This is a genomic window from Streptomyces sp. NPDC046859 (assembly GCF_040645135.1).
In the GTDB taxonomy this organism is placed as follows: domain Bacteria; phylum Actinomycetota; class Actinomycetes; order Streptomycetales; family Streptomycetaceae; genus Streptomyces.
The window spans coordinates 194,113-211,839 of the sequence record NZ_JBEYXR010000005.1; the positions used below are offsets into that span (position 1 = coordinate 194,113).

The 17,727-nt window shown below is 74.6% G+C and carries 19 protein-coding genes; 11 read left to right on the forward strand and 8 right to left on the reverse strand.

Annotated elements, in window-relative coordinates; translation table 11 throughout:
- Positions 1-122 precede the first annotated feature (122 nt).
- Positions 123-560: a DoxX family protein gene (locus tag ABZ899_RS09185; protein WP_361342989.1), complete on the forward strand. Its 438-nt coding sequence runs from the start codon at positions 123-125 to the stop codon at positions 558-560.
- Positions 561-572: 12 nt separating this feature from the next.
- Here the strand turns inward: ABZ899_RS09185 and ABZ899_RS09190 are convergent, their stop codons facing one another.
- Positions 573-1,115, reverse strand: coding sequence for an RNA-binding S4 domain-containing protein (locus tag ABZ899_RS09190; protein ID WP_361342992.1), 543 nt, complete (start codon positions 1,113-1,115; stop codon positions 573-575).
- 69 nt (positions 1,116-1,184) lie between these two features.
- Between ABZ899_RS09190 and ABZ899_RS09195 the strand changes: the two genes are divergently transcribed.
- Entirely contained in the window at positions 1,185-1,874 is a 690-nt protein-coding gene (locus ABZ899_RS09195) for a uracil-DNA glycosylase (RefSeq protein WP_361342995.1), read from the forward strand.
- A gap of 9 nt (positions 1,875-1,883) precedes the next feature.
- On the opposite strand, the gene ABZ899_RS09200 is transcribed toward ABZ899_RS09195, so the two are convergent.
- Together ABZ899_RS09200 and ABZ899_RS09205 are read right to left on the reverse strand one after the other, a co-directional pair.
- The gene (locus tag ABZ899_RS09200) at positions 1,884-2,342 is read right to left on the reverse strand and encodes a GNAT family N-acetyltransferase (protein WP_361343563.1); all 459 of its coding nucleotides are present in this window, start codon (positions 2,340-2,342) and stop codon (positions 1,884-1,886) included.
- A complete protein-coding gene (locus ABZ899_RS09205; protein ID WP_361342998.1) occupies positions 2,339-2,755 on the reverse strand; it encodes a RidA family protein in 417 nt (138 codons plus the stop codon). The genes ABZ899_RS09200 and ABZ899_RS09205 overlap by 4 nt, the downstream gene beginning before the upstream one ends.
- A 158-nt stretch (positions 2,756-2,913) precedes the next feature.
- Here ABZ899_RS09205 and ABZ899_RS09210 point away from each other — a divergent pair, with 158 nt between their 5' ends.
- The 5 genes from ABZ899_RS09210 (at position 2,914) to ABZ899_RS09230 (ending at position 8,270) form a co-directional block, all read left to right on the forward strand.
- Positions 2,914-3,675, forward strand: a complete 762-nt coding sequence (locus ABZ899_RS09210; protein ID WP_361343001.1) for a nucleotidyltransferase domain-containing protein — start codon at positions 2,914-2,916, stop codon at positions 3,673-3,675.
- 158 nt (positions 3,676-3,833) lie between these two features.
- Positions 3,834-5,738 (forward strand): FUSC family protein, encoded by a 1,905-nt coding sequence (locus tag ABZ899_RS09215; RefSeq protein WP_361343004.1) that lies wholly within the window; start codon positions 3,834-3,836, stop codon positions 5,736-5,738.
- A 46-nt stretch (positions 5,739-5,784) separates the two neighbouring features.
- A complete protein-coding gene (locus ABZ899_RS09220) occupies positions 5,785-7,137 on the forward strand; it encodes an amidohydrolase (RefSeq protein ID WP_361343007.1) in 1,353 nt (450 codons plus the stop codon).
- A 104-nt stretch (positions 7,138-7,241) separates the two neighbouring features.
- Positions 7,242-7,931 carry a DUF899 domain-containing protein gene (locus ABZ899_RS09225; protein ID WP_361343010.1) on the forward strand — a complete coding sequence of 230 codons (690 nt, stop codon included), beginning with the start codon at positions 7,242-7,244 and terminating at the stop codon, positions 7,929-7,931.
- Positions 7,932-8,084: 153 nt separating this feature from the next.
- Positions 8,085-8,270 carry a hypothetical protein gene (locus tag ABZ899_RS09230; RefSeq protein ID WP_062674732.1) on the forward strand — a complete coding sequence of 62 codons (186 nt, stop codon included), beginning with the start codon at positions 8,085-8,087 and terminating at the stop codon, positions 8,268-8,270.
- Between the two features lie 16 nt (positions 8,271-8,286).
- Here ABZ899_RS09230 and ABZ899_RS09235 read toward each other — a convergent pair whose 3' ends face one another.
- The 3 genes from ABZ899_RS09235 to ABZ899_RS09245 form a co-directional block, all read right to left on the reverse strand.
- A complete protein-coding gene (locus ABZ899_RS09235; RefSeq protein ID WP_361343013.1) occupies positions 8,287-10,230 on the reverse strand; it encodes an ABC transporter ATP-binding protein in 1,944 nt (647 codons plus the stop codon).
- Positions 10,231-10,406: 176 nt separating this feature from the next.
- On the reverse strand, positions 10,407-10,841 hold the full coding sequence (locus tag ABZ899_RS09240) for a hypothetical protein (RefSeq protein ID WP_361343016.1): 435 nt from the start codon (positions 10,839-10,841) through the stop codon (positions 10,407-10,409).
- Positions 10,832-11,500: an ATP-binding protein gene (locus ABZ899_RS09245; protein ID WP_361343019.1), complete on the reverse strand. Its 669-nt coding sequence runs from the start codon at positions 11,498-11,500 to the stop codon at positions 10,832-10,834. Before ABZ899_RS09245 ends, ABZ899_RS09240 begins: the two co-directional genes overlap by 10 nt.
- A 289-nt stretch (positions 11,501-11,789) precedes the next feature.
- Between ABZ899_RS09245 and ABZ899_RS09250 the strand changes: the two genes are divergently transcribed.
- The 3 genes from ABZ899_RS09250 to ABZ899_RS09260 all read left to right on the forward strand — a co-directional run bounded on the left by ABZ899_RS09250 (position 11,790) and on the right by ABZ899_RS09260 (position 13,809).
- Complete coding sequence (locus ABZ899_RS09250; RefSeq protein WP_361343022.1) at positions 11,790-12,650, forward strand: helix-turn-helix transcriptional regulator; 861 nt, start codon at positions 11,790-11,792, stop codon at positions 12,648-12,650.
- Positions 12,651-12,905 (forward strand): DUF397 domain-containing protein, encoded by a 255-nt coding sequence (locus ABZ899_RS09255; protein WP_361343026.1) that lies wholly within the window; start codon positions 12,651-12,653, stop codon positions 12,903-12,905.
- 100 nt (positions 12,906-13,005) lie between these two features.
- Positions 13,006-13,809: an SAM-dependent methyltransferase gene (locus ABZ899_RS09260; RefSeq protein WP_361343029.1), complete on the forward strand. Its 804-nt coding sequence runs from the start codon at positions 13,006-13,008 to the stop codon at positions 13,807-13,809.
- A 100-nt stretch (positions 13,810-13,909) separates the two neighbouring features.
- Here ABZ899_RS09260 and ABZ899_RS09265 read toward each other — a convergent pair whose 3' ends face one another.
- A complete protein-coding gene (locus ABZ899_RS09265; protein WP_361343032.1) occupies positions 13,910-15,370 on the reverse strand; it encodes a PLP-dependent aminotransferase family protein in 1,461 nt (486 codons plus the stop codon).
- A gap of 47 nt (positions 15,371-15,417) precedes the next feature.
- On the opposite strand from ABZ899_RS09265, the gene ABZ899_RS09270 reads away from it, so the two are divergent.
- On the forward strand, positions 15,418-15,984 hold the full coding sequence (locus ABZ899_RS09270; RefSeq protein WP_361343035.1) for a carboxymuconolactone decarboxylase family protein: 567 nt from the start codon (positions 15,418-15,420) through the stop codon (positions 15,982-15,984).
- A 12-nt stretch (positions 15,985-15,996) separates the two neighbouring features.
- On the opposite strand, the gene ABZ899_RS09275 is transcribed toward ABZ899_RS09270, so the two are convergent.
- Complete coding sequence (locus tag ABZ899_RS09275) at positions 15,997-17,484, reverse strand: glutamate synthase subunit beta (protein ID WP_361343038.1); 1,488 nt, start codon at positions 17,482-17,484, stop codon at positions 15,997-15,999.
- Positions 17,485-17,727 lie beyond the last annotated feature (243 nt).

Genomic DNA, 17,727 nt, shown 5'->3' on the forward strand with positions numbered 1-17,727 from the left:
TCTCCTCCAGCATCCCTCCGCGCCGGGTACCCAGGGACGTCCGCCGGCGGCCGATGAGTTCCCGGGAGTCGCCCGGTCCACCTTCTGACCGCACCACGGACCGCAGACCCCAGGAGAGACCCATGTCCGAGACCACCGGCTCCCGTACCGTCCTCGCCCGGTCCGCGACCCCTCGGGGGCGCGGAGCCCGGATCGCCCTGCGCGGCCTGCAGATCCTGCTCGCCCTCTTCTACGCGCTCGCGAGCGCGCTGCCCAAGCTGATCGCCCACCCCTCGGCGGCGGAGGCCTTCGACAGACTCGGCTGGGGGAGCACCGGGATGTACACCATCGGTGTGCTCGAACTGGCCGGTGCCGTGGCGCTGTTGATCCCCGTGCTCCAGTCGGTCGCGGCGATCGCCCTCAGCGCGCTCATGGTGGGGGCGTTCATCGTCTCGGTCACCGCGCTGGGCGGGGAGAACGCCGCGACGCCGCTCGTCCTCATCGTGCCGCTGGCCCTGATCGCCTGGGCGCGGCGCGGCTCCCTCACAGATCTGCGACGGCTGGCCGTCCGGGGCGCCTGAGCGCCCCGGACGTCACCGTCCGCGCGGCTGCCCCAGGCCGCTGCCGCCGCTCATCAGGCCGCGCAGCCGCTCCAGTTCCCTGCGGTCCCGCTTGGTCGGGCGGCCCGCGCCCCGGTCCCGGACGCCGGCCGGGGCGACGGCCTCGCGCGGCGGCGGGGGCGGCGAGTTGTCGACGTAGCACTGGGCCGCGACCGGAGCGCCGACCCGCTTGCGGATGAGCCGCTTGACGACGACGACCCGCTCCCGGTGCTCCTGCCGCAGCCGGACCTCGTCACCGACGCGCAGCGTGTGCGACGGCTTCACGTTCTGGCCGTTCACGCGCACGTGGCCGCCCTTGCAGGCGGCGGCGCCCACGGAGCGGGTCTTGACCAGCCGTACGGCCCAGATCCAGCTGTCGACCCGCACGGGCTCGCCGTTCTGCGGCACGGCGGCCTCGGCCGCGGCCACGGCGGCGGCGGTCTTCGGATCGACGGCCGTCCCGGCGGCGTCCGGTGCGGCCGTCGCGCCGGCCGTCCCCTCGATGGCTGCGGTGTCCTCGGTGTCCTCGGAAGGCATACCTCGACCTTAGTCCCCGGGCCGGGCCGGCGGCGGTGTCCTCCCGCCAGGCGGCCGTACGGTGGAGGGGTGGACGCGCTCGCTGATCTCGACCGGCGGATCACCGGCTGCCGGGCCTGCCCGCGGCTGGTCGACTGGCGTGAGGAGGTGGCCCGCACCAAGCGGGCCGCCTTCGCCGACCAGACCTACTGGGGCCGCCCGGTGCCCGGCTTCGGCCCGCCCGACGCCCGGCTGCTGATCGTCGGGCTCGCCCCGGCGGCGCACGGCGGCAACCGCACCGGCCGGATGTTCACCGGGGACCGCTCCGGCGATGTGCTGTACCAGGCCCTGTACGACGTGGGCCTGGCCTCTCAGCCCACCTCGGTCGCCGCCGACGACGGCCTGGAGCTGTACGGAGTCCGCGTCACCGCCCCCGTGCACTGCGCCCCGCCCGCCAACCGGCCCACCCCCGGTGAGCGGGAGACCTGCCGGGCCTGGCTCGTGCGAGAGCTGGGGCTGCTGCGGCCCACGGTGCGCGCCCTCGTCGTGCTCGGCGCCTTCGGCTGGCAGGCGACGCTGCCCGCGCTGCGGGAGGCCGGCTGGACCGTGCCCCGGCCACGGCCCGCCTTCGCGCACGGCACCCGGGTCGCGCTCGACGGGCTGGACGTCTTCGGCTGCTTCCACGTCAGCCAGCGCAACACCTTCACCGGCAGACTCACCCCGGCCATGCTGCGGGACGTGCTGGCGACGGCGGCCGACGCGGCGGGCCTGACGGGGTGAAACGCCCTGTCAGCCGTGACCGGGGCGCCAGACGTACCGCACGTCCGGCTCGCGCTCCTCGTTGCCGCCGCCGCCGGTGGACTCGGCGGCGACGAAGCCGTGCCGGGCGTAGAACCGATGCGCGGGCTCGTCGACCTGGAACGTCCACAGGCTCAGCCCCTCCGGGCGGCGCCGCTTGGCGAGGCCGACGAACCGGTCGCCCACGCCCCGTCCACGCCACTCCGGGTCCAGATACACCTGGGCGAGCTGGTCGCCGTCGAGGACCATGAGCCCGACGACCCGTCCGGCGCTGTCGGCGACCCACGTCTCCTGCGACGGCAGCACGACCTCGCTGAAGTAGGCCCGCACCTCCTCGTCGGAGTGCGGCCGGACGACGGACGGCAGGGCGGCCGTGAAGGACCGCAGCCACACGTCGGCGACGGCCCGCGCGTCGGCCGCGGTGGCCCGGCGCAGGAAGACGGCGCTCAGGACCGTCCCTCCGGGTCCGGAACGGCGGCCGTGGCCGTGATCTCCACCAGCTGGCCCGAATAGCCGAGGCAGGCCACCCCGAGCAGCGTCGACGCGTGCGGTCCCGCGCTCAGCCCGGACGCCTCGACGACCTCCCACACGGCGGAGAGCACGGAGGTGTCACCGCTCACCACGTACACGTCGGTCGACAGCACATGGGCCAGGTCGCTGCCGACGGCCCGCAACTGCTCCTCCAGATTCGCCACGACCTGCTCGGCCTGGCGAACGGGATCGCCCTCGCCGACCAGCCTGCCCTCCGCGTCGAGCGGCACGGCCCCGGCGAGGAACGCGATCCGCGTGCCCGCCTCCACGACGGAGGCGTGCGCATACGCGGGCGGTGGGAAGAGGGCGGGAGAGGTGACGCGGCGGATCATGAAGGCTGCTCCTCGGATGCTGAGACGTCGTGAACCGTGAGGTGCCCAACTCGCCGATCATGCGCACCCGCAGGGCCGCGCGCATCCGAATTTCCACCGGTCCCGACCGCGTCGAAATCCCCGTGGCGAGGGTCCCCCCGGCTCCGTACGCTTCCGGCATGGCCACCGCTCCCGACGACACCGTCTTCCTCGACACCCTCGCCGGCCGCCTGGCCGCCCTCCCCACCGTCCGCGCCGTCGCGCTCGGCGGCTCCCGGGCGCAGGGCACCCACCGCCCGGACAGCGACTGGGACCTGGCCGTCTACTACCGCGGCCCCTTCGACCCGGACGACCTCCGCGCGCTCGGCTGGGAGGGCGAGGTGTCGGAGGTCGGAGGCTGGGGCGGGGGCGTCTTCAACGGGGGAGCGTGGCTGACCGTCGACGGACGGCGGGTCGACGTGCACTACCGCGACCTCGACGTCGTCGAGCGGGAGCTGGCGGAGGCGGAGCGGGGACGGTTCCGGGTGGAGCCGCTGCTGTTCCACCTCGCGGGCATCCCCAGCTATCTGGTGGTCGCCGAGCTGGCCCTCAACCGGGTGCTGCACGGCGAGCTGCCGCGCCCGGACCGCTATCCGCAGGCGCTGCGGCGCACCGCGAGCGAGCGCTGGCACGCCACCGCCCGCGCCACCCTCGGCTACGCCGAGGCGCACCACGCCCCGGCCGGCCGGCTCACGGAGGTGGCGGGCGCCGTCGCCACGGCCGCCGTGCAGACCGGGCACGCCGTGCTGGCGGCGCGCGGGGAGTGGGTGACCAACGAGAAGCGGCTGCTGGAGCGAGCCGGACTGCGGACGGTGGACGCCGTCCTCGCGGGACTGGAACCCGGGCCGGAAGTGCTGCTGCGTGCCGTCACCGAGGCGGAGACACTGTTCGCCTCGCTGTGACCCGCGGGCCGCCCCGGCCTCCTGCCCCGCACACCGTCACACTTCCGCAACACCGCCGTCCCTCCGGCCACACGCCCCGGCGGTACGGTGGACCGCACAGTCCACAGCCCGGCCACCGTCGCCCGAAGGCACCTCCGCCCTCGCCCGACAGGAGCCCTGTGTCCCGCCCCGCGCGCCCGGCCCGTCCGCTTCCCCCCTGGCTCACCCACGCCCTGCGCGCCCAGCGGGGCCCGGTGCCGTGGAGCGCGGTCGTCCGGGGCGCGCTGTCCGCCGGGCCGCTCCTGCTCGCGGCGGTGCTCGCCGGCCGGGCCACCCTCGGGGTCGCCGCCGCCATCGCCGCCATGCTCGCCGGGATCAACGACCGGCCCGGCAGCCGCCGTTCGTCCATGCACCGGATCGGGGTGCCCGCGCTCGCGGGGACGGCCGGGGTGTTCGGCGGGACGTACGCCGGGGACCACCTGGGGGCCGTACCGCTCACCCTGGTGCTCACCGTGCTCGGGCTCGTCGCCGGAGGGGTCTGCGCGATCGGGCCCGTCGCCTCCGCCGCCGGTACCCAGGTGCTCGTCGCCACGGCCGTCGGCGCCGGGATGCCGCTGCCCGAGAGCGCCGGGGAGCGGGCGCTGGCCTTCCTCGCGGGCGCGGCCTGGCTGCTGGCGCTGCGGCTGGCGCTGCCGACCCCGCGCGCCCTCGCCGGCGACTTCCGGTTCGACGGGGAGCGGGCCGCCGTCGCCGAGGTGTACGACGCGGTCGCCGGCCTGCTGGACGCCGCCGGCACCGAGCGGGCCACCGCGCGCCGGGCCGCCCTGACCGCCGCCCTCGACCACGCCCAGGACGCCCTGGCCGGGCCCCGGTTGCGGCGGTACGCCTCCTCGTCCGCCGAGCGGCGGCTGCACGCCCAGTACGCCGCCGCCCTGCCGCTCGCCGAGGCCGCGACCGCGCTCGCCTGGGCCGGGGAGGCCGTGCCCGCCCGGGCCGGAGAGGGACCCCGGCGCCTCGCCGCCGCCGTGCGCGGCGGCACCCACACCGGGCCGCTGCCCGCGCCCTCCCGGTCGGCGCCCGCCCTGCGCGCCCTCGACGACGCGCTGCTGTACGCCGCCGAGGCGTTCGACCGGGGCCGGGAGAACCGGAACCTGCACGCCCGCCGCCGTACCGTGCGGGACCGCGTCCGGGCCGTGGTCGGGGCCGGCGGACGGGAGTACGGGGTGCGCGTCGCCCTCTGCTTCGGCGCGGGCGTGGGCATCGCCCAGGCGCTGCACCACACCCGCTGGTACGGACAGCACACCCACTGGTACTGGCTGCCGGCCACCGCCGTCTTCCTCGTCAAGCCCGATCTCGGGCCGCTCGTCTCGCGCGTGCTGTGCCGGGCGGCCGGGACGGTGGGGGGCGCGCTGGTCTTCGCCGGCTTCGCGGCCGTACTGCCGCGGCCCGACGGGCTCGTCGCGCTCGTGGCGGTCAGCGGGGCCCTGATCCCCGTGGCCACCCGGCACTTCGCCGCCCAGACCGCCGTCGTCACCGTCCTCGTGCTCGCCCTGGTCATGGTGGGCGGCGAACCGCAGGCGTCCGTCGGGCGGATCGGCGAGACCCTGCTGGCGTGCGCGATCGTGCTCGTCGCCGGCCATCTGCCGGTGCCCGGGCAGCGCGGCGGGGGAGTGCGGGCCCGGCTCACCGCGGCCGGGGACGCCGTCTCCGCCTACCTCACCCATGTGCTGGGCGAGTCCGGCGCCCGCGCGGACGGGGACGTGCGGGAACCGCGGGCCGTGCGCTGGACGCTGCGCCGCGAGGCCTACCGGACGCTCGCCGAGGCGCGGGGCGCCGTCGCGCTCGCCGCCGCTGAACTGCCCGCGCTCGCCCGGCACACGCGGGGCGCCGACCAGATCGTCACCACCCTCGAACAACTCGTCGACGCCACCACCGCGTGCGCCGTGCACCTCGACGACGCCGGCCGGCTCACGTCCCGGCACACCGCCCGGCTCACCGAACTCCTCGACGCGCTCGCCGGAGAACGCCACCGCACCGGGCTGCGCGTCCCGGAGGCCGCCACGGTGTCCGCCCTCGCCGGCTGACGCCACAACGGCCCCGCGGGGCACCGCGGGGCCGTACCGTGACACCATGACGCCTCCCCCCGCCGATCTCGTCATCACCCGGTGCACGGTGCTCACGCACGACGAACAGGAGGAGATCGGCTTCGCCGAGGACGCCTCCGTCATCGTGCGGGACGGGGTCGTCGAGGCGGTCGTCAGCGGAGCGGAGGCCGGAGGGGTGCCCGCCCGCGAACGCATCGACGCCCAGGGGCAGATCGCCCTGCCCGGACTGATCAACTGTCACACCCACGCCCCGATGGCCGCCCTGCGCGGGATCGCCGAGGACCTGCCGACCGACGCCTGGTTCAACGACGTCGTGTGGCCCGTCGAGTCCAACCTCACCGCACGCGACGTGGAGTTGGGGGCACGGCTGGCCTGCGCCGAGATGATCCGGGCCGGGGTCACCTGCTTCGCCGACCACTACTTCTCCATGGACGCCGTCGCCGCCGTCGTCGAGGAGTGCGGGATCAGGGCCCATCTCGGCGAGGCGTTCTTCTCCTCACAGGGTCCCCGGGGCCGGGAGGGATCGCTGGAGTTCGCCCTGGCGCACCGCGGGGGCGCGGGCGGCCGGATCACCACCGCCCTCGCCCCGCACGCCCCCTACACCGTGGACGACGCCGATCTCGCGGCCACCGCGGACCTCGCCCGCGAGCACGGCCTCCCCGTCCATCTGCACGCCGCCGAGAACCGCGACCAGACCGCCACCAGCCTGGCACGGCACGGCGTGACCCCCGTCGAGGTGCTCCGGCGCACCGGCCTCCTCGACACCGACGTCCTCGTCGCGCACGGCACCGGCATCCTCGACGAGGACCTGCCCGCGCTCCGCGACGCCGGCGGCCGTGTCGCCGTCGCCACCGCGCCGCGCGGCTACCTCAAGTTCGGCTGGCCCGGCACGACACCGGTCCGGGCGCTGCGCGAGATCGGCGTCCCGGTCGGGCTCGCCACCGACGGCGCCGCGTCCAACAACTCCCTCGACGTGTGGGAGTCGATGGCGCTGACCGCCCTCGTGCAGAAGTCCACGACCGGCGACCCGCGCTGGCTGACCGCCCGTCAGGCCCTGCACCACGCGACCCTGCAGAGCGCGCGGGCCGTCGGCCTCGGCGACACCGTCGGCAGCATCGCGCCGGGGCGGCGCGCCGACATCGTGCTGGTCGACCTCAGCGGCCCGCACACCCAGCCGGTGCACGACCTGGCCGCCACCCTGGTGCACAGCGCCCGCTCGTCCGACGTGCGCACCACGATCGTGGACGGCCGGGTGCTGATGCGCGACCGCAGGCTCCTGACGATCGACGTGCCGTCCGTCGTACGGGAGTTGGGGGAGCGGCTGCCCGCGCTCCTGGACCGCGGCCACGGCCGGCGCATCCAGGAGTACGACACGTAGGAGCCGTCGGCGGTGCCGCCGGAGAAATCCCACGGCACGGCGATGAGTTCCGCGGCCGGCACCGGTCACCCCTGTGGATGGACCGTTGCACAGAAGGGGAGCCGATGTCGCTTCCGGAGATCGTCTCGCGTGAGCGGTGGCGCGCGGCACGCGAGGAACTGCTGGTCAAGGAGAAGGCGGTGGCCCGCGCGCGGGACGTGCTCAACGCCGAGCGGCGCGCCCTGCCCATGGTCGAGATCACCGAGGAGTACGTGTTCGAGGGCGGCGACGGCAAGGCCAGCCTGCTCGACCTGTTCGAGGGCCGGCATCAGCTCGTCGTGCACCACTTCATGTTCGCGCCCGCGTGGGACGCGGGCTGCCGCGGCTGCTCGGCCTTCCTGGACCAGATCGGCCAGCTCGCGCACCTGCACGCGCGCGGCACGACCTTCGCCGCCGTCTCCCGGGCGCCTCTCACCCGCATCCTGCCGTTCAAGGCGCGGATGGGCTGGGCGGTCCCCTGGTACTCCTCCTGCGGCACCGGCTTCAACCACGACTTCGAGGTGACCCTCGAACGCGACGGCGAGGTGGTGGAGCGGCCCGGTCTGAGCTGCTTCCTGCGGGACCGGGACCGCGTCTTCCACACCTACTCGACGTACGGGCGCGGCCTCGACGGGCTCGGCTCGACCACCGGGTTCCTGGACCTCACCGCGCTGGGCCGGCAGGAGGAGTGGGAGGAGCCCAAGGGGCGCGCGTCCGCCTTCGGGGCGCCCGCGGGTGGCGAGCCCGTCCGCTATCACGACGAGTACGACGACTGACACGGACCGTCGCCCCGGATGATGCACCGTGCCCACCCGTTCACGGACAGCGGTGAACGGGTGTCAAGTATGTCTCAGTACCGTCACCGGCCGAGGCGATCCGCACCCCCCGGGCGTTAACTCCTACAAGTACGACGCCACTGGAGGTGCAGGATGGTGAACGGGCGGACGGTGCTCGAACGCTTTCCCGCGGGCGGGCCGCGCGGATCGTGGCCGGCCGAGGAGTTCGCGCACGCGCGGCGCATGGAGGGCCTGCCGGCCGAGGTCGTGATGGACCTGGCGACGGACGCCTTCCTGGTGATCGTCCGCGGTGACGCGACGGCGGACGCCACGGCCTGAGGGGGCGAACGCCCGGTCAGCGCGGCTCCGGCGCGGGCACCCGGGCCGTGAACTGCTCCGCCTGGAGCGAGTACAGCTCCGCGTACAGTCCACCGGTGGCCAGCAGCTCCTCCGGGGTCCCGGACTCCACGAGCCGGCCCTGGTCGAGGACGTGCACCAGATCGGCGTGGCGGACGGACGCCAGCCGGTGCGTGATCAGCACGACGGTCTGGCCGGCCGAGGCCAGCGCGCGGATCTTCTCGAAGACCTCCAGCTCCGCCCGGGCGTCCAGGGCGGCCGTCGGCTCGTCCACGACGAGGACGCGTCCGCGCCGGTAGGCGGCCCGGGCGATGCCGAGCCGCTGCCACTGGCCGCCGGACAGCTCGTGACCGCCGCTGAAGTGGCGCGCCAGCAGGGTGTCCAGGCCGCGCGGCAGGTCCGCCACCACGTCCTGCGCCCCGGCCTGGTCCAGCGCGGACGCCAGCCGCTCCTCGGTCAGCGGCACGGACGAACGGCCGACGGCCACGTTGACCCGGGCTGTGAACGGCCAGCGCTTGAAGTCCTGCGCCACCATCGCGATGCGCTCGGCGAGCTGGTGCCGGTCGGCGGCCGACGCGTCGACGTCGTCCCACAGGATGCGGCCCCGGTCCGGGGTGTAGAGGCCCGCGAGCAGTTTGACCAGCGTCGTCTTGCCCGAGCCGTTCTCGCCGACGAGCGCGACGATCCGGCCGAGCGGCAGGGTGAGCGTGACGTCGTCCAGGGCCGGGCGGGACGACTCGCCGGGGTAGGAGAAGCTGACGTGCTCGAAGCGGACCTCGCGCGGGTCCTCGGGCAGCGGCTCCCCGCCCTCCGGGATCGCCCGTTCGGCGGCCTCCGCGTACAGCCGCTGGAGATCACCGACGAAGAGGGCCTCCTCGTGGAGCGCGTTGACCTCCAGGACGAGGCTGTCCAGGCTGGAGGAGCCGGTCCGGATCGCGATGACCGCCGTACCGGCCACCGAGAGCGCCATGGCACCGGCGAGCAGCAGCCCGCCGAGCGTCGCGTAGGTCGCGACGGTCGCGAGCCCCGTCCAGACCGCCGCGATCAGCCCGGTGCGCGCCGCCAGCCGGGCCAGCCGGGCCTGCTCCGCCTCGGCCGTCTCGGACATCGCCCGGTAGTGCCGCAGCAGGAACGGCGCCACGCCGTGGACGCGGATCTCCGGCGCGGCGGCCGGCTCGGTCAGCAGCCCGCTGATCAGCTGGCCGGCGCGGGCGTGCTGCACCCAGGTGTGGAAGGACTCGTAGCGGCGCCGGGCGTTGGTCAGGGCGCTCCAGGCGCTGGGCAGCGTCATGGTGGCGAGCAGCGGCAGCAGCGCCGGGTGCAGCACGGTGAGGACACCGGCGGCGGCGATCAGCGAGATCGCCGCGTTCACGACCCGGGTGCTGTACGCGATCATGCGGCGGGCGGACGACGCGCCGTACTGCGCGGTGTCCAGCAGCTTGTGGAAGGCGTGGTCCTCGATCGCGGCCAGCTCCACGGCCGCCGCCCGCTCCAGGTACAGCTCGGTCGCCACCCGCTCCACCTTGGGCTCCAGCCGCCCGGTGGCGTACGTCGAGGCGGCGCGCAGCAGCGTCGAGACGACCATGACGGCGGCCATGGCGACGAGCGCGGGAGCGGCGTCCCGCAGCCGCTCGTCGATGGCCCCGCCGCCGATGAGCCGCCCCAGCACGCTGTTGACGGCCAGCAGCGCGACGGCCTGGGCGAGGCCCCGCGCGATCTCCGCGACCAGCACGGTGCGGGCGGCCCGCCGGTCGGCCTGCCAGGCGAGCCGGAAGCTGGTGGCCAGCAGTGACGGCAGCCGCCGCACCATGGCCCGCAGGTTCAGCTCCAGGAAAGCGTTGTGGTGCTGGCTCCATCCCGTGTCGTAACGCAGCGGTCCGCCGAACAGCAGCCGCTCCGACTCCGACACCCCGGAGTCCTCACCGCCGTGCTTCTTCCCCACCTCACGCCCTCCCCCGGACCCGTCGCGACGGAGGGCCCACTATGGCGGGGCGGACGCGTGCGGCGGCAGGGCGCGGGCCGGACGGGCGGATGCGCGCGGGCGTACGGGCGGCGGCGTCCCGGTGGGGGTACGCCCCGGGAGCGGGCCGGCCCGGTGCGGTTCGGAACCCGGTGGGCTCACGCGCTGAGCTGGCGGGACCAGCTCGGTGTCGTGCCGATCACCCGGCACAGCGCCAGATACAGCGGGATCGGCGGCGTGTACGGCACCGTGCCGTCCGGCAGATGGATCAGCCGCGGCGTGTCGGGGACGAGCGCTCCCGTCGAGTAGCGGACGGACTCCGGCCACTCCAGGGCGTAGTCCGAGTCCGAGGGGACGATCCACCACCAGTGCGACTCGTCGGCGTACACGCACCCCACGCGCGGCAGCCGGGGCAGCACCAGGGGGCCGATGCGGGCGGGAACCGCGACCGCGTCGCACCCCAGCGGAGCCGTCATGCCCTGCGGGAGGAGAAGGCGCCGGGGCGCGGCCGTCGTGCGCATGCCGCGGCGGAAGCGGACCAGCGAGTCCAGGCTCAGCGCCTGACCGCCGCCGGACAGACCGATCACAGCCATGCGGCCCCCGTTCCCGTCCCGTCGTGGCGTCCCCGGGCGTCGTCCTCGTCGTCCGACCCGCCGGCCGGTCCCGGCTTGGGCCGCGATCCCCAGCCGAGGTCGCCTCGCGGTTCCTCGTCGGCCGCCGGGGCGCCGGCCGCGGTGCGCGGCAGTTCGGCCCACACGACCAGCCCGGAACCGTGTTCGTGAGCCCCCCACGCATGGCAGAGCGCGTCTATGAGGAGCAGCCCCCTGCCGTGCTCCTCCTCCTGACGCGCGGGCGACGAGTGGGGCTCACCCGCCGCGCACCCCTCGTCGCGCACGGCTATGCGGACGAGGGCGGCGCCGTCGTGCAGCTCGCACACGATGTGCTCGCTGGCGGTGTGCACGATCGCGTTGGTGACCAGCTCCGACACGACCAGGGCCGCCGTCTCGCAGGTGTCCTCGCACACCGACCACACGCTCAGCCGTGCCGCGGTCAGGCGTCTGGCCTGGGCGGCCGAACCCGGGTGCGCGGCCAGTTCGAACCGGAACCGGCGCTCCCCGGCCCTGCGCTGGGGGCCGACTCCCTTCCCCGCGGCGGAGACCGGTCGGGTGGGAGAAGCCCCGTCCGCACCGGGACCGTGGGGGACCACAGTGGCGTCTGTTCCTAAGGGCGGGGACGGAATCACGCTTGCCACTATCGCCCCGCCGTGAACACTTGGCAAGTGTCACTCTGAAAATTGCAGAGTGCCGTATGACTCTCTGGAAGGCCATGGCACACTGCTCGCAACAGCAAGTCGAGCGGCGCCAATTGGGATCACCGAAGACCCCTCCGGATCTTCGAACGGATCTTCGAATGGCGCCGTCGTCCTGTCGGCGACCAGCACCCCCGCCCCCGTGCGGCGGGCCCGCTCCCGTCGGCGGGGCCGAGTCGGTCAGTCGTAGATGAGCCGGCCCTCACGGGCCGACCCGTGTCTGGAGGTGGACGTGAGCGAGCCGCGGTCCGCACCGACGGTGGGCCAGGTCGTTCTCGGCCGGCGCCTGCTCGACCTGCGCGAAAGCGCCGGTCTCAAGCGGGAGGAGGCCGCCCGCATCCTGCGGGTCGCGCCCGCGACGGTCCGCCGTATGGAGATGGCCGAGGTCTCCCTCAAGATCCCGTACCTCCAGCTGCTGCTGAAGGCGTACGGCATCTCCGACGCCGAGGCCGAGGCCTTCGTGCACCTCGCCGAGGAGGCGAACAAGCCCGGCTGGTGGCAGCGGTTCCACGACATCCTGCCGGGCTGGTTCTCCATGTACGTCAGCCTGGAGGGGGCGGCGGCACTCATCCGGTCCTACGAACCGCACTTCGTCCCCGGGCTGCTCCAGACCGAGGACTACGCGCGCGGTGTGCTGCGCTCGGGCGCCATCGGCCAGACCAGCCCCGACGACATCGAGCGCCACGTCGCCCTCAGGATGCGGCGCCAGCGTCTGCTCACCCGCGAGGACGCGCCCCGGATCTGGGCCGTCATGGACGAGACCGTGCTGCGCCGCCACGTCGGCGGCCCGGAGGTGATGCGCGACCAGATCGACAGACTGCTCGACGCCACGAAGCTGCCCAACGTGACGCTGCAGATCGCCCCGTTCGCCAACGGGGTGCATCCCGGCACGTTCGGGCCCTTCGTGCTGTTCCGATTCGCCATGCCGGAACTCCCGGACATGGTCTACAGCGAGTACCTGACCGGCGCGGTCTACCTCGACGCGCGCAACGAGGTGGCGACCCACCTCGAGGTCATGGACCGCATGGCGGCACAGGCCGCTACGGCACAACGTACGAAGGAGATCCTGCGGGATCTCCGCAAGGAGCTGTGAATGGATCGCATCAAGCCGCGCATACCCGTCTACAACGGCATGCCCGCGCGGGACTTGGGCACCGAGGGCTGGCACAAACCCTGGAGCGGAGGCAACGGCGGCAACTGCCTGGAGGCGATGAAGCTCGCCGACGGACGCATCGCCGTCCGGCAGTCCACCGACCCGGACGGGCCGGCGCTGATCTACTCGACGGACGAGATGACGGCGTTCATCGAGGGCGCCAAGGCGGGAAAGGCGGACTTCCTGCTCTCCTGACGTCGCGCACGACCCGTTGCTCACCTGTTGTGTTCCTGCAATTCCCCTAAATTGGTGCTGAGTTGATGATGTACTGCCGACGGATCTCAGGGAGCTCACGATGACCGGGGCGCACCCCGCCGAGATCGACACGAGCAAGCCGCATCCCGCGCGGATGTACGACTGGTATCTCGGCGGGAAGGACAACTACCCCGTGGACGAGGCCATGGGCCGGCAGATGCTCGCCCTGGACCCGCGGGTGCCGGTCATGGCACGGGTCAACCGCGCGTTCATGCACCGGTCCGTGACCTGGCTCGCGCAGCGGGGGGTGCGCCAGTTCCTGGACGTCGGCAGGGGCATACCGACCGAGCCGAACCTCCACCAGGTCGCGCAGCGGATCGCGCCCGACGCGCGCGTCGTCTACTGCGACAACGACCCCATCGTGCTGGCGCACGCGGAGGCCCTGCTGCGCGGGACCGACGAGGGCGCCACGCAGTACCTCCAGGCCGACATACGCGACCCGGACGCCATCGTCGAGGGCGCCCGCAAGGTGCTGGATCTCGACCGCCCGGTGGCCCTCTCGCTCATCGCGCTGCTGCACTTCGTCCCCGACGAGGACGGCGCGCACGAGCTGGTCGGCCGCCTGCTGTCCCAACTTCCCCCGGGCAGCCACCTGGTGATGACGCACGCGACCGCCGACTTCGCCCCCGAGGAGTCGGAGGTGGCCGCCGGAAAGCTCCGCGCGGCGGGCGTCACCCTGGCCCTGCGCTCCCGCGAGGAGTTCACCCGGTTCTTCGACGGACTGGAACTCGTCGAGCCGGGGGTGCGGGTGCCGCACCACTGGCACCCGGAACTCGGCGACCCCGTCCCCGGACAGGACGACGGGACCATCCCCGGATACGGGGCGGTGGGGCGCAAACCGTAGGGGTGCCGGCGTCCTGGCCCGCCCGGACGTCGGAAGCGCGCTTCTCGAACAGCTCGAAGAAGGCGCTCGACACGGGCGTCCCGGGCCGCCCTCCGGCGGGTCAGCCGCGGTCCGGTGCCGGCGGCAGCACCCCGCACAGGGCCTCCAGCGCGGCCTCGTAGGCGTGCTCCGAGGGTGTGGCGTAGCCGACGACGACGCCGTCCCGGGCGGGCATGGCCGCCCGGGACGCCGCCGGGTGCCGGAACGCGGCGAGGCCGTCCAGCGCGACGCCCTGCCAGGCCGCCGCCTTCACCGTGGACCGCTCGGTGCCGGGCGGCAGCCCCAGCACCGCGTGCAGTCCGGCGGCGACACCGGTGACCTCGACGTGAGGCGCGTGCGCGGCGAGGGCGGCCACGAGGCGGTCGCGCCGGCTCCGGTACCGCTGCCGCATCCGCCGTACATGCCGGTCGTAGGCCCCCGACGCGACGAGGTCGGCGAGGCTCAGCTGGTCGAGGACGCTCGCCCACGCCTCACGCTCCCCCTTGGCCGCGAGCACGTCCCCGACGAGCCGCTCGGGCAGCACCATCCAGCCCAGCCGCACCGCGGGGGACAGGCTCTTGCTGACCGAGCCGATGAAGACCACCTGCTCGGGGTCGAGGCCCTGGACGGCCCCCACCGGCTTGCGGTCGTAGCGGAACTCCCCGTCGTAGTCGTCCTCCAGCACCACCGCGCCTCGCGCGCGGGCCCAGTCGGTCACGGCGGCCCGGCGCTCCGCGTGCAGCGGGCCGCCGGTCGGGAACTGATGCGCCGGGGTCAGCAGCACGGCCCGTTCGCGCGCCAGCAGACCGACGCGGGCGCCGTCCTCGTCGAGGGGCAGCGGCACCGTCCGCACACCCGCGGCGCCGAGCAGCTCCCGGTGGAACCCCAGCCCGTACGCCTCCACGGCCAGCGGGCCGCGCAGCACCCCGCCGGGCGCGCCGCCGTCCCGCCCGAACAGCAGCCGCAGCGCGTGGGCGAAGCCGGAGCAGATCACGATGCGGTCCGGCCGGGTGCGCACACCCCGCGCGCGGGCCAGATACTCGCTCAGCGCCTCCCGCAGCTCGATCCGCCCGGCGGGGTCGCCGGGCCCGAAGACCTCGTTCGGCGCCCGGTGCAGGGCCCGCCGGTAGGAGGCCAGCCAGGCCGCGCGGGGGAACGCCGACGCGTCCGGAGTGCCCTGGCGCAGGTCGTGCCGGGGACCGCGGGCCCGCGCCGGGGCACCGCGGGGCAGGCGCTCCGCCCGCCGGGCGGGGCGGGTCCGCTCGGCCACCCGGGTCCCCGAGCCCTGCCGGGCGGTGAGCCAGCCCTCGGCCACCAGCTCCGCGTACGCGTCCGCCACGGTGTTGCGGGCGACCCCGAGATCGGCGGCGAGCGAACGGTACGGCGGGAGCCGGGTGCCCGGTGCGAGCCGCCCCGCCCGCACCGCCTCGCGCAGCGCCCGCGCGAGCGCGGCCCGCCGGCCGCCCGCACCGGCGTGCGCCGCCAGATCCAGATGCAGGTCGGCCCCGATCCGCTCGGCCGAATTGACCCATGATTCCGCCACGGAATTGCACCCTACAGCCGGTCACCGACCGCCGTAGGTTGGAGCGCATGACGACGAACACCAGCACGAGCAGCGGTACTTGGGGCTCCAGCGGAGCGGCCGGCGGGGCCACCCCCGACATCGACGCGGGGGTGGCCGCGGCCGAGGCCGCGCGGACCCGCCTGGACTTCGCCAAGGCCGCTCCCAAGGTCTTCCGCGCGATCATCGGCCTCGACGCCGCCGCCCGGGAGGGCCTCGACCCCGCCCTCGTCGAACTCGTCCAGATCCGCGCCTCGCACCTCAACCACTGCGCCTACTGCCTGCACATGCACACGAACGACGCCCGCAAGGCCGGCGAGAGCGAGGACCGGCTGCACATGGTCGCCGTCTGGCGCGAGGCCCGGCACTTCTTCACCGAGCGGGAACAGGCCGCCCTGGCCCTCACCGATGCGGTGACCCTGGTGTCGGACGGCGGCGTGCCGGACGACGTCCACGCCCGCGCGGCGGCCCACTTCGACGAGGGTGAACTGGCGCGGCTCCTGGCCCTGATCATGACCATCAACACCTGGAACAGGGTGGCCCTGGCGACGGGCAAGGTGGCGGGGACGGACGAGCGGCGCCGGACGAGCCGGTAAGCGGCCGCACCCCTACACCGTCATCGGCCGGTCGTACGGCGATATCGGGGCCGGCAGGCGCGAACTCCCGGTCAGATAGTGGTCGACGGCCGCCGCCACCGCCCGGCCCTCGGCGATCGCCCACACGATGAGCGACTGCCCCCGGGCGGCGTCGCCGGCGGCGAACACGCCGGGCAGGTTCGTCGCGAACCCTGCGTCCCGGCTGATCGTGCCGCGCGGCTCCATCTCCAGCCCGAGCTGGTCGACCAGCCCGTCCGTCCGGTCCGGACCGGAGAACCCGAGGGCGAGCAGCACCAGGTCGGCGGGCAGCGTCCGTTCGGTGCCGGGCACCGGCCGGCGCAGCGCGTCCACCTCGACCAGGTGCAGCCACCGCACATGCCCGTCCTCGTCGCCGGAGAAGCGGAGCGTGGACGCGGCGAACAGCCGGGCGTCGGCGTCCGCCGCCGGAGCCGACCCCAGGTCCCGCGCCTCCTCGTGCGCGGCCGACAGCCGGTAGACCTTCGGATACGTCGGCCACGGCTCGGCGTCGTCATCCCGCTCCACGCCCGGCTGGGCATAGATGTCCAGCTGGGTCACGGACGCCGGTCCCTCCCGCACGGCGGTCCCGAGACAGTCGGCACCGGTGTCACCACCGCCCACGATGACGACGTGCTTCCCGGCGGCCGACATCGGGGACGTCTCCAGGTCTCCCTCGCACACCCGGTTCGCCAGCGGCAGATACGCCATCGCCTGCTCGACACCACGCAACTCCCGCCCCGGCACCGGCAGCTCACGCCAGGCTGTGGCCCCCGTGGCGAGCACCACGGCGTCGTAGCGCTGCCTCAGCTCGGCCGCCCCGATGTCCCGCCCGACCGCCGTCGACGTCCGGAACCGGGTCCCCTCGGCACGCATCTGCTCGATCCGCCGCTCCAGATGGTGCTTCTCCATCTTGAACGCGGGAATGCCGTACCGCATCAGCCCGCCGATCCGGTCGTCCCTCTCGTACACGGCGACCGTGTGGCCCGCGCGGGTCAGCTGCTGGGCCGCGGCGAGCCCGGTGGGCCCCGACCCGATCACCGCGACCGTCCGCCCCGACAGCCGGTCCGGGGGGCGCGGCGGCGTGAGGCCCTCCTCCCAGGCCCGGTCGGCGATCGCGCACTCGACGTTCTTGATGGTGACCGCGGGCTGGTTGATCGCCAGCACGCACCCGGCCTCGCAGGGCGCCGGGCACAGCCGCCCGGTGAACTCGGGGAAGTTGTTCGTCGCGTGCAGCCGGTCCGCCGCGGCCCGCCAGTCCTCCCGCGAGACCAGGTCGTTCCACTCGGGGATGAGGTTGCCCAGCGGACAGGCTTCGTGGCAGAAGGGGATGCCGCAGTCCATGCAGCGGTCGGCCTGCTCGCTGATGATCGGCAGCAGCGCCCCCGGGACGTAGACCTCGTCCCAGTCCCGCACCCGTTCCCCGACCGGCCGGCGGGGCCAGTCCTGGCGGGGGGTGTTCAGGAAACCCTTGGGATCGGCCATGGCCGTCTTCCTCGCGCGTGAGTCGCGTCCGCGGGCCGCGTCCCGTGCCACGGCTGCGTGCCGCGGCTGCGTGCCGCGACTGCGTGCCGTGCGTCGTCGGGCGCCACCCTTCCGGCCACGATACGTCCCGCCCGGCACGTGCGCAGGTGGCGGACAGCGCTTTCCCGAGGGTCCTCGGCCACCTGGTCCTGCCGGTGAGCAGGCCCGAACCCGGGGGCGGCAGCCCGGGGGGGCAACCCGGGG

What these genes read in the sequence shown, in the direction of transcription:
- ABZ899_RS09270 (WP_361343035.1), top strand. Translation starts at nt 15,418, where the DNA reads ATGACGACGAACACCAGCACGAGCAGCGGTACTTGGGGCTCCAGCGGA.
- ABZ899_RS09240 (WP_361343016.1), bottom strand. Translation starts at nt 10,841, where the DNA reads ATGGCTGTGATCGGTCTGTCCGGCGGCGGTCAGGCGCTGAGCCTGGAC.
- ABZ899_RS09190 (WP_361342992.1), bottom strand. Translation starts at nt 1,115, where the DNA reads ATGCCTTCCGAGGACACCGAGGACACCGCAGCCATCGAGGGGACGGCC.
- ABZ899_RS09185 (WP_361342989.1), top strand. Translation starts at nt 123, where the DNA reads ATGTCCGAGACCACCGGCTCCCGTACCGTCCTCGCCCGGTCCGCGACC.
- ABZ899_RS09220 (WP_361343007.1), top strand. Translation starts at nt 5,785, where the DNA reads ATGACGCCTCCCCCCGCCGATCTCGTCATCACCCGGTGCACGGTGCTC.
- ABZ899_RS09205 (WP_361342998.1), bottom strand. Translation starts at nt 2,755, where the DNA reads ATGATCCGCCGCGTCACCTCTCCCGCCCTCTTCCCACCGCCCGCGTAT.
- ABZ899_RS09255 (WP_361343026.1), top strand. Translation starts at nt 12,651, where the DNA reads ATGGATCGCATCAAGCCGCGCATACCCGTCTACAACGGCATGCCCGCG.
- ABZ899_RS09225 (WP_361343010.1), top strand. Translation starts at nt 7,242, where the DNA reads ATGTCGCTTCCGGAGATCGTCTCGCGTGAGCGGTGGCGCGCGGCACGC.
- ABZ899_RS09275 (WP_361343038.1), bottom strand. Translation starts at nt 17,484, where the DNA reads ATGGCCGATCCCAAGGGTTTCCTGAACACCCCCCGCCAGGACTGGCCC.
- ABZ899_RS09260 (WP_361343029.1), top strand. Translation starts at nt 13,006, where the DNA reads ATGACCGGGGCGCACCCCGCCGAGATCGACACGAGCAAGCCGCATCCC.
- ABZ899_RS09230 (WP_062674732.1), top strand. Translation starts at nt 8,085, where the DNA reads ATGGTGAACGGGCGGACGGTGCTCGAACGCTTTCCCGCGGGCGGGCCG.
- ABZ899_RS09210 (WP_361343001.1), top strand. Translation starts at nt 2,914, where the DNA reads ATGGCCACCGCTCCCGACGACACCGTCTTCCTCGACACCCTCGCCGGC.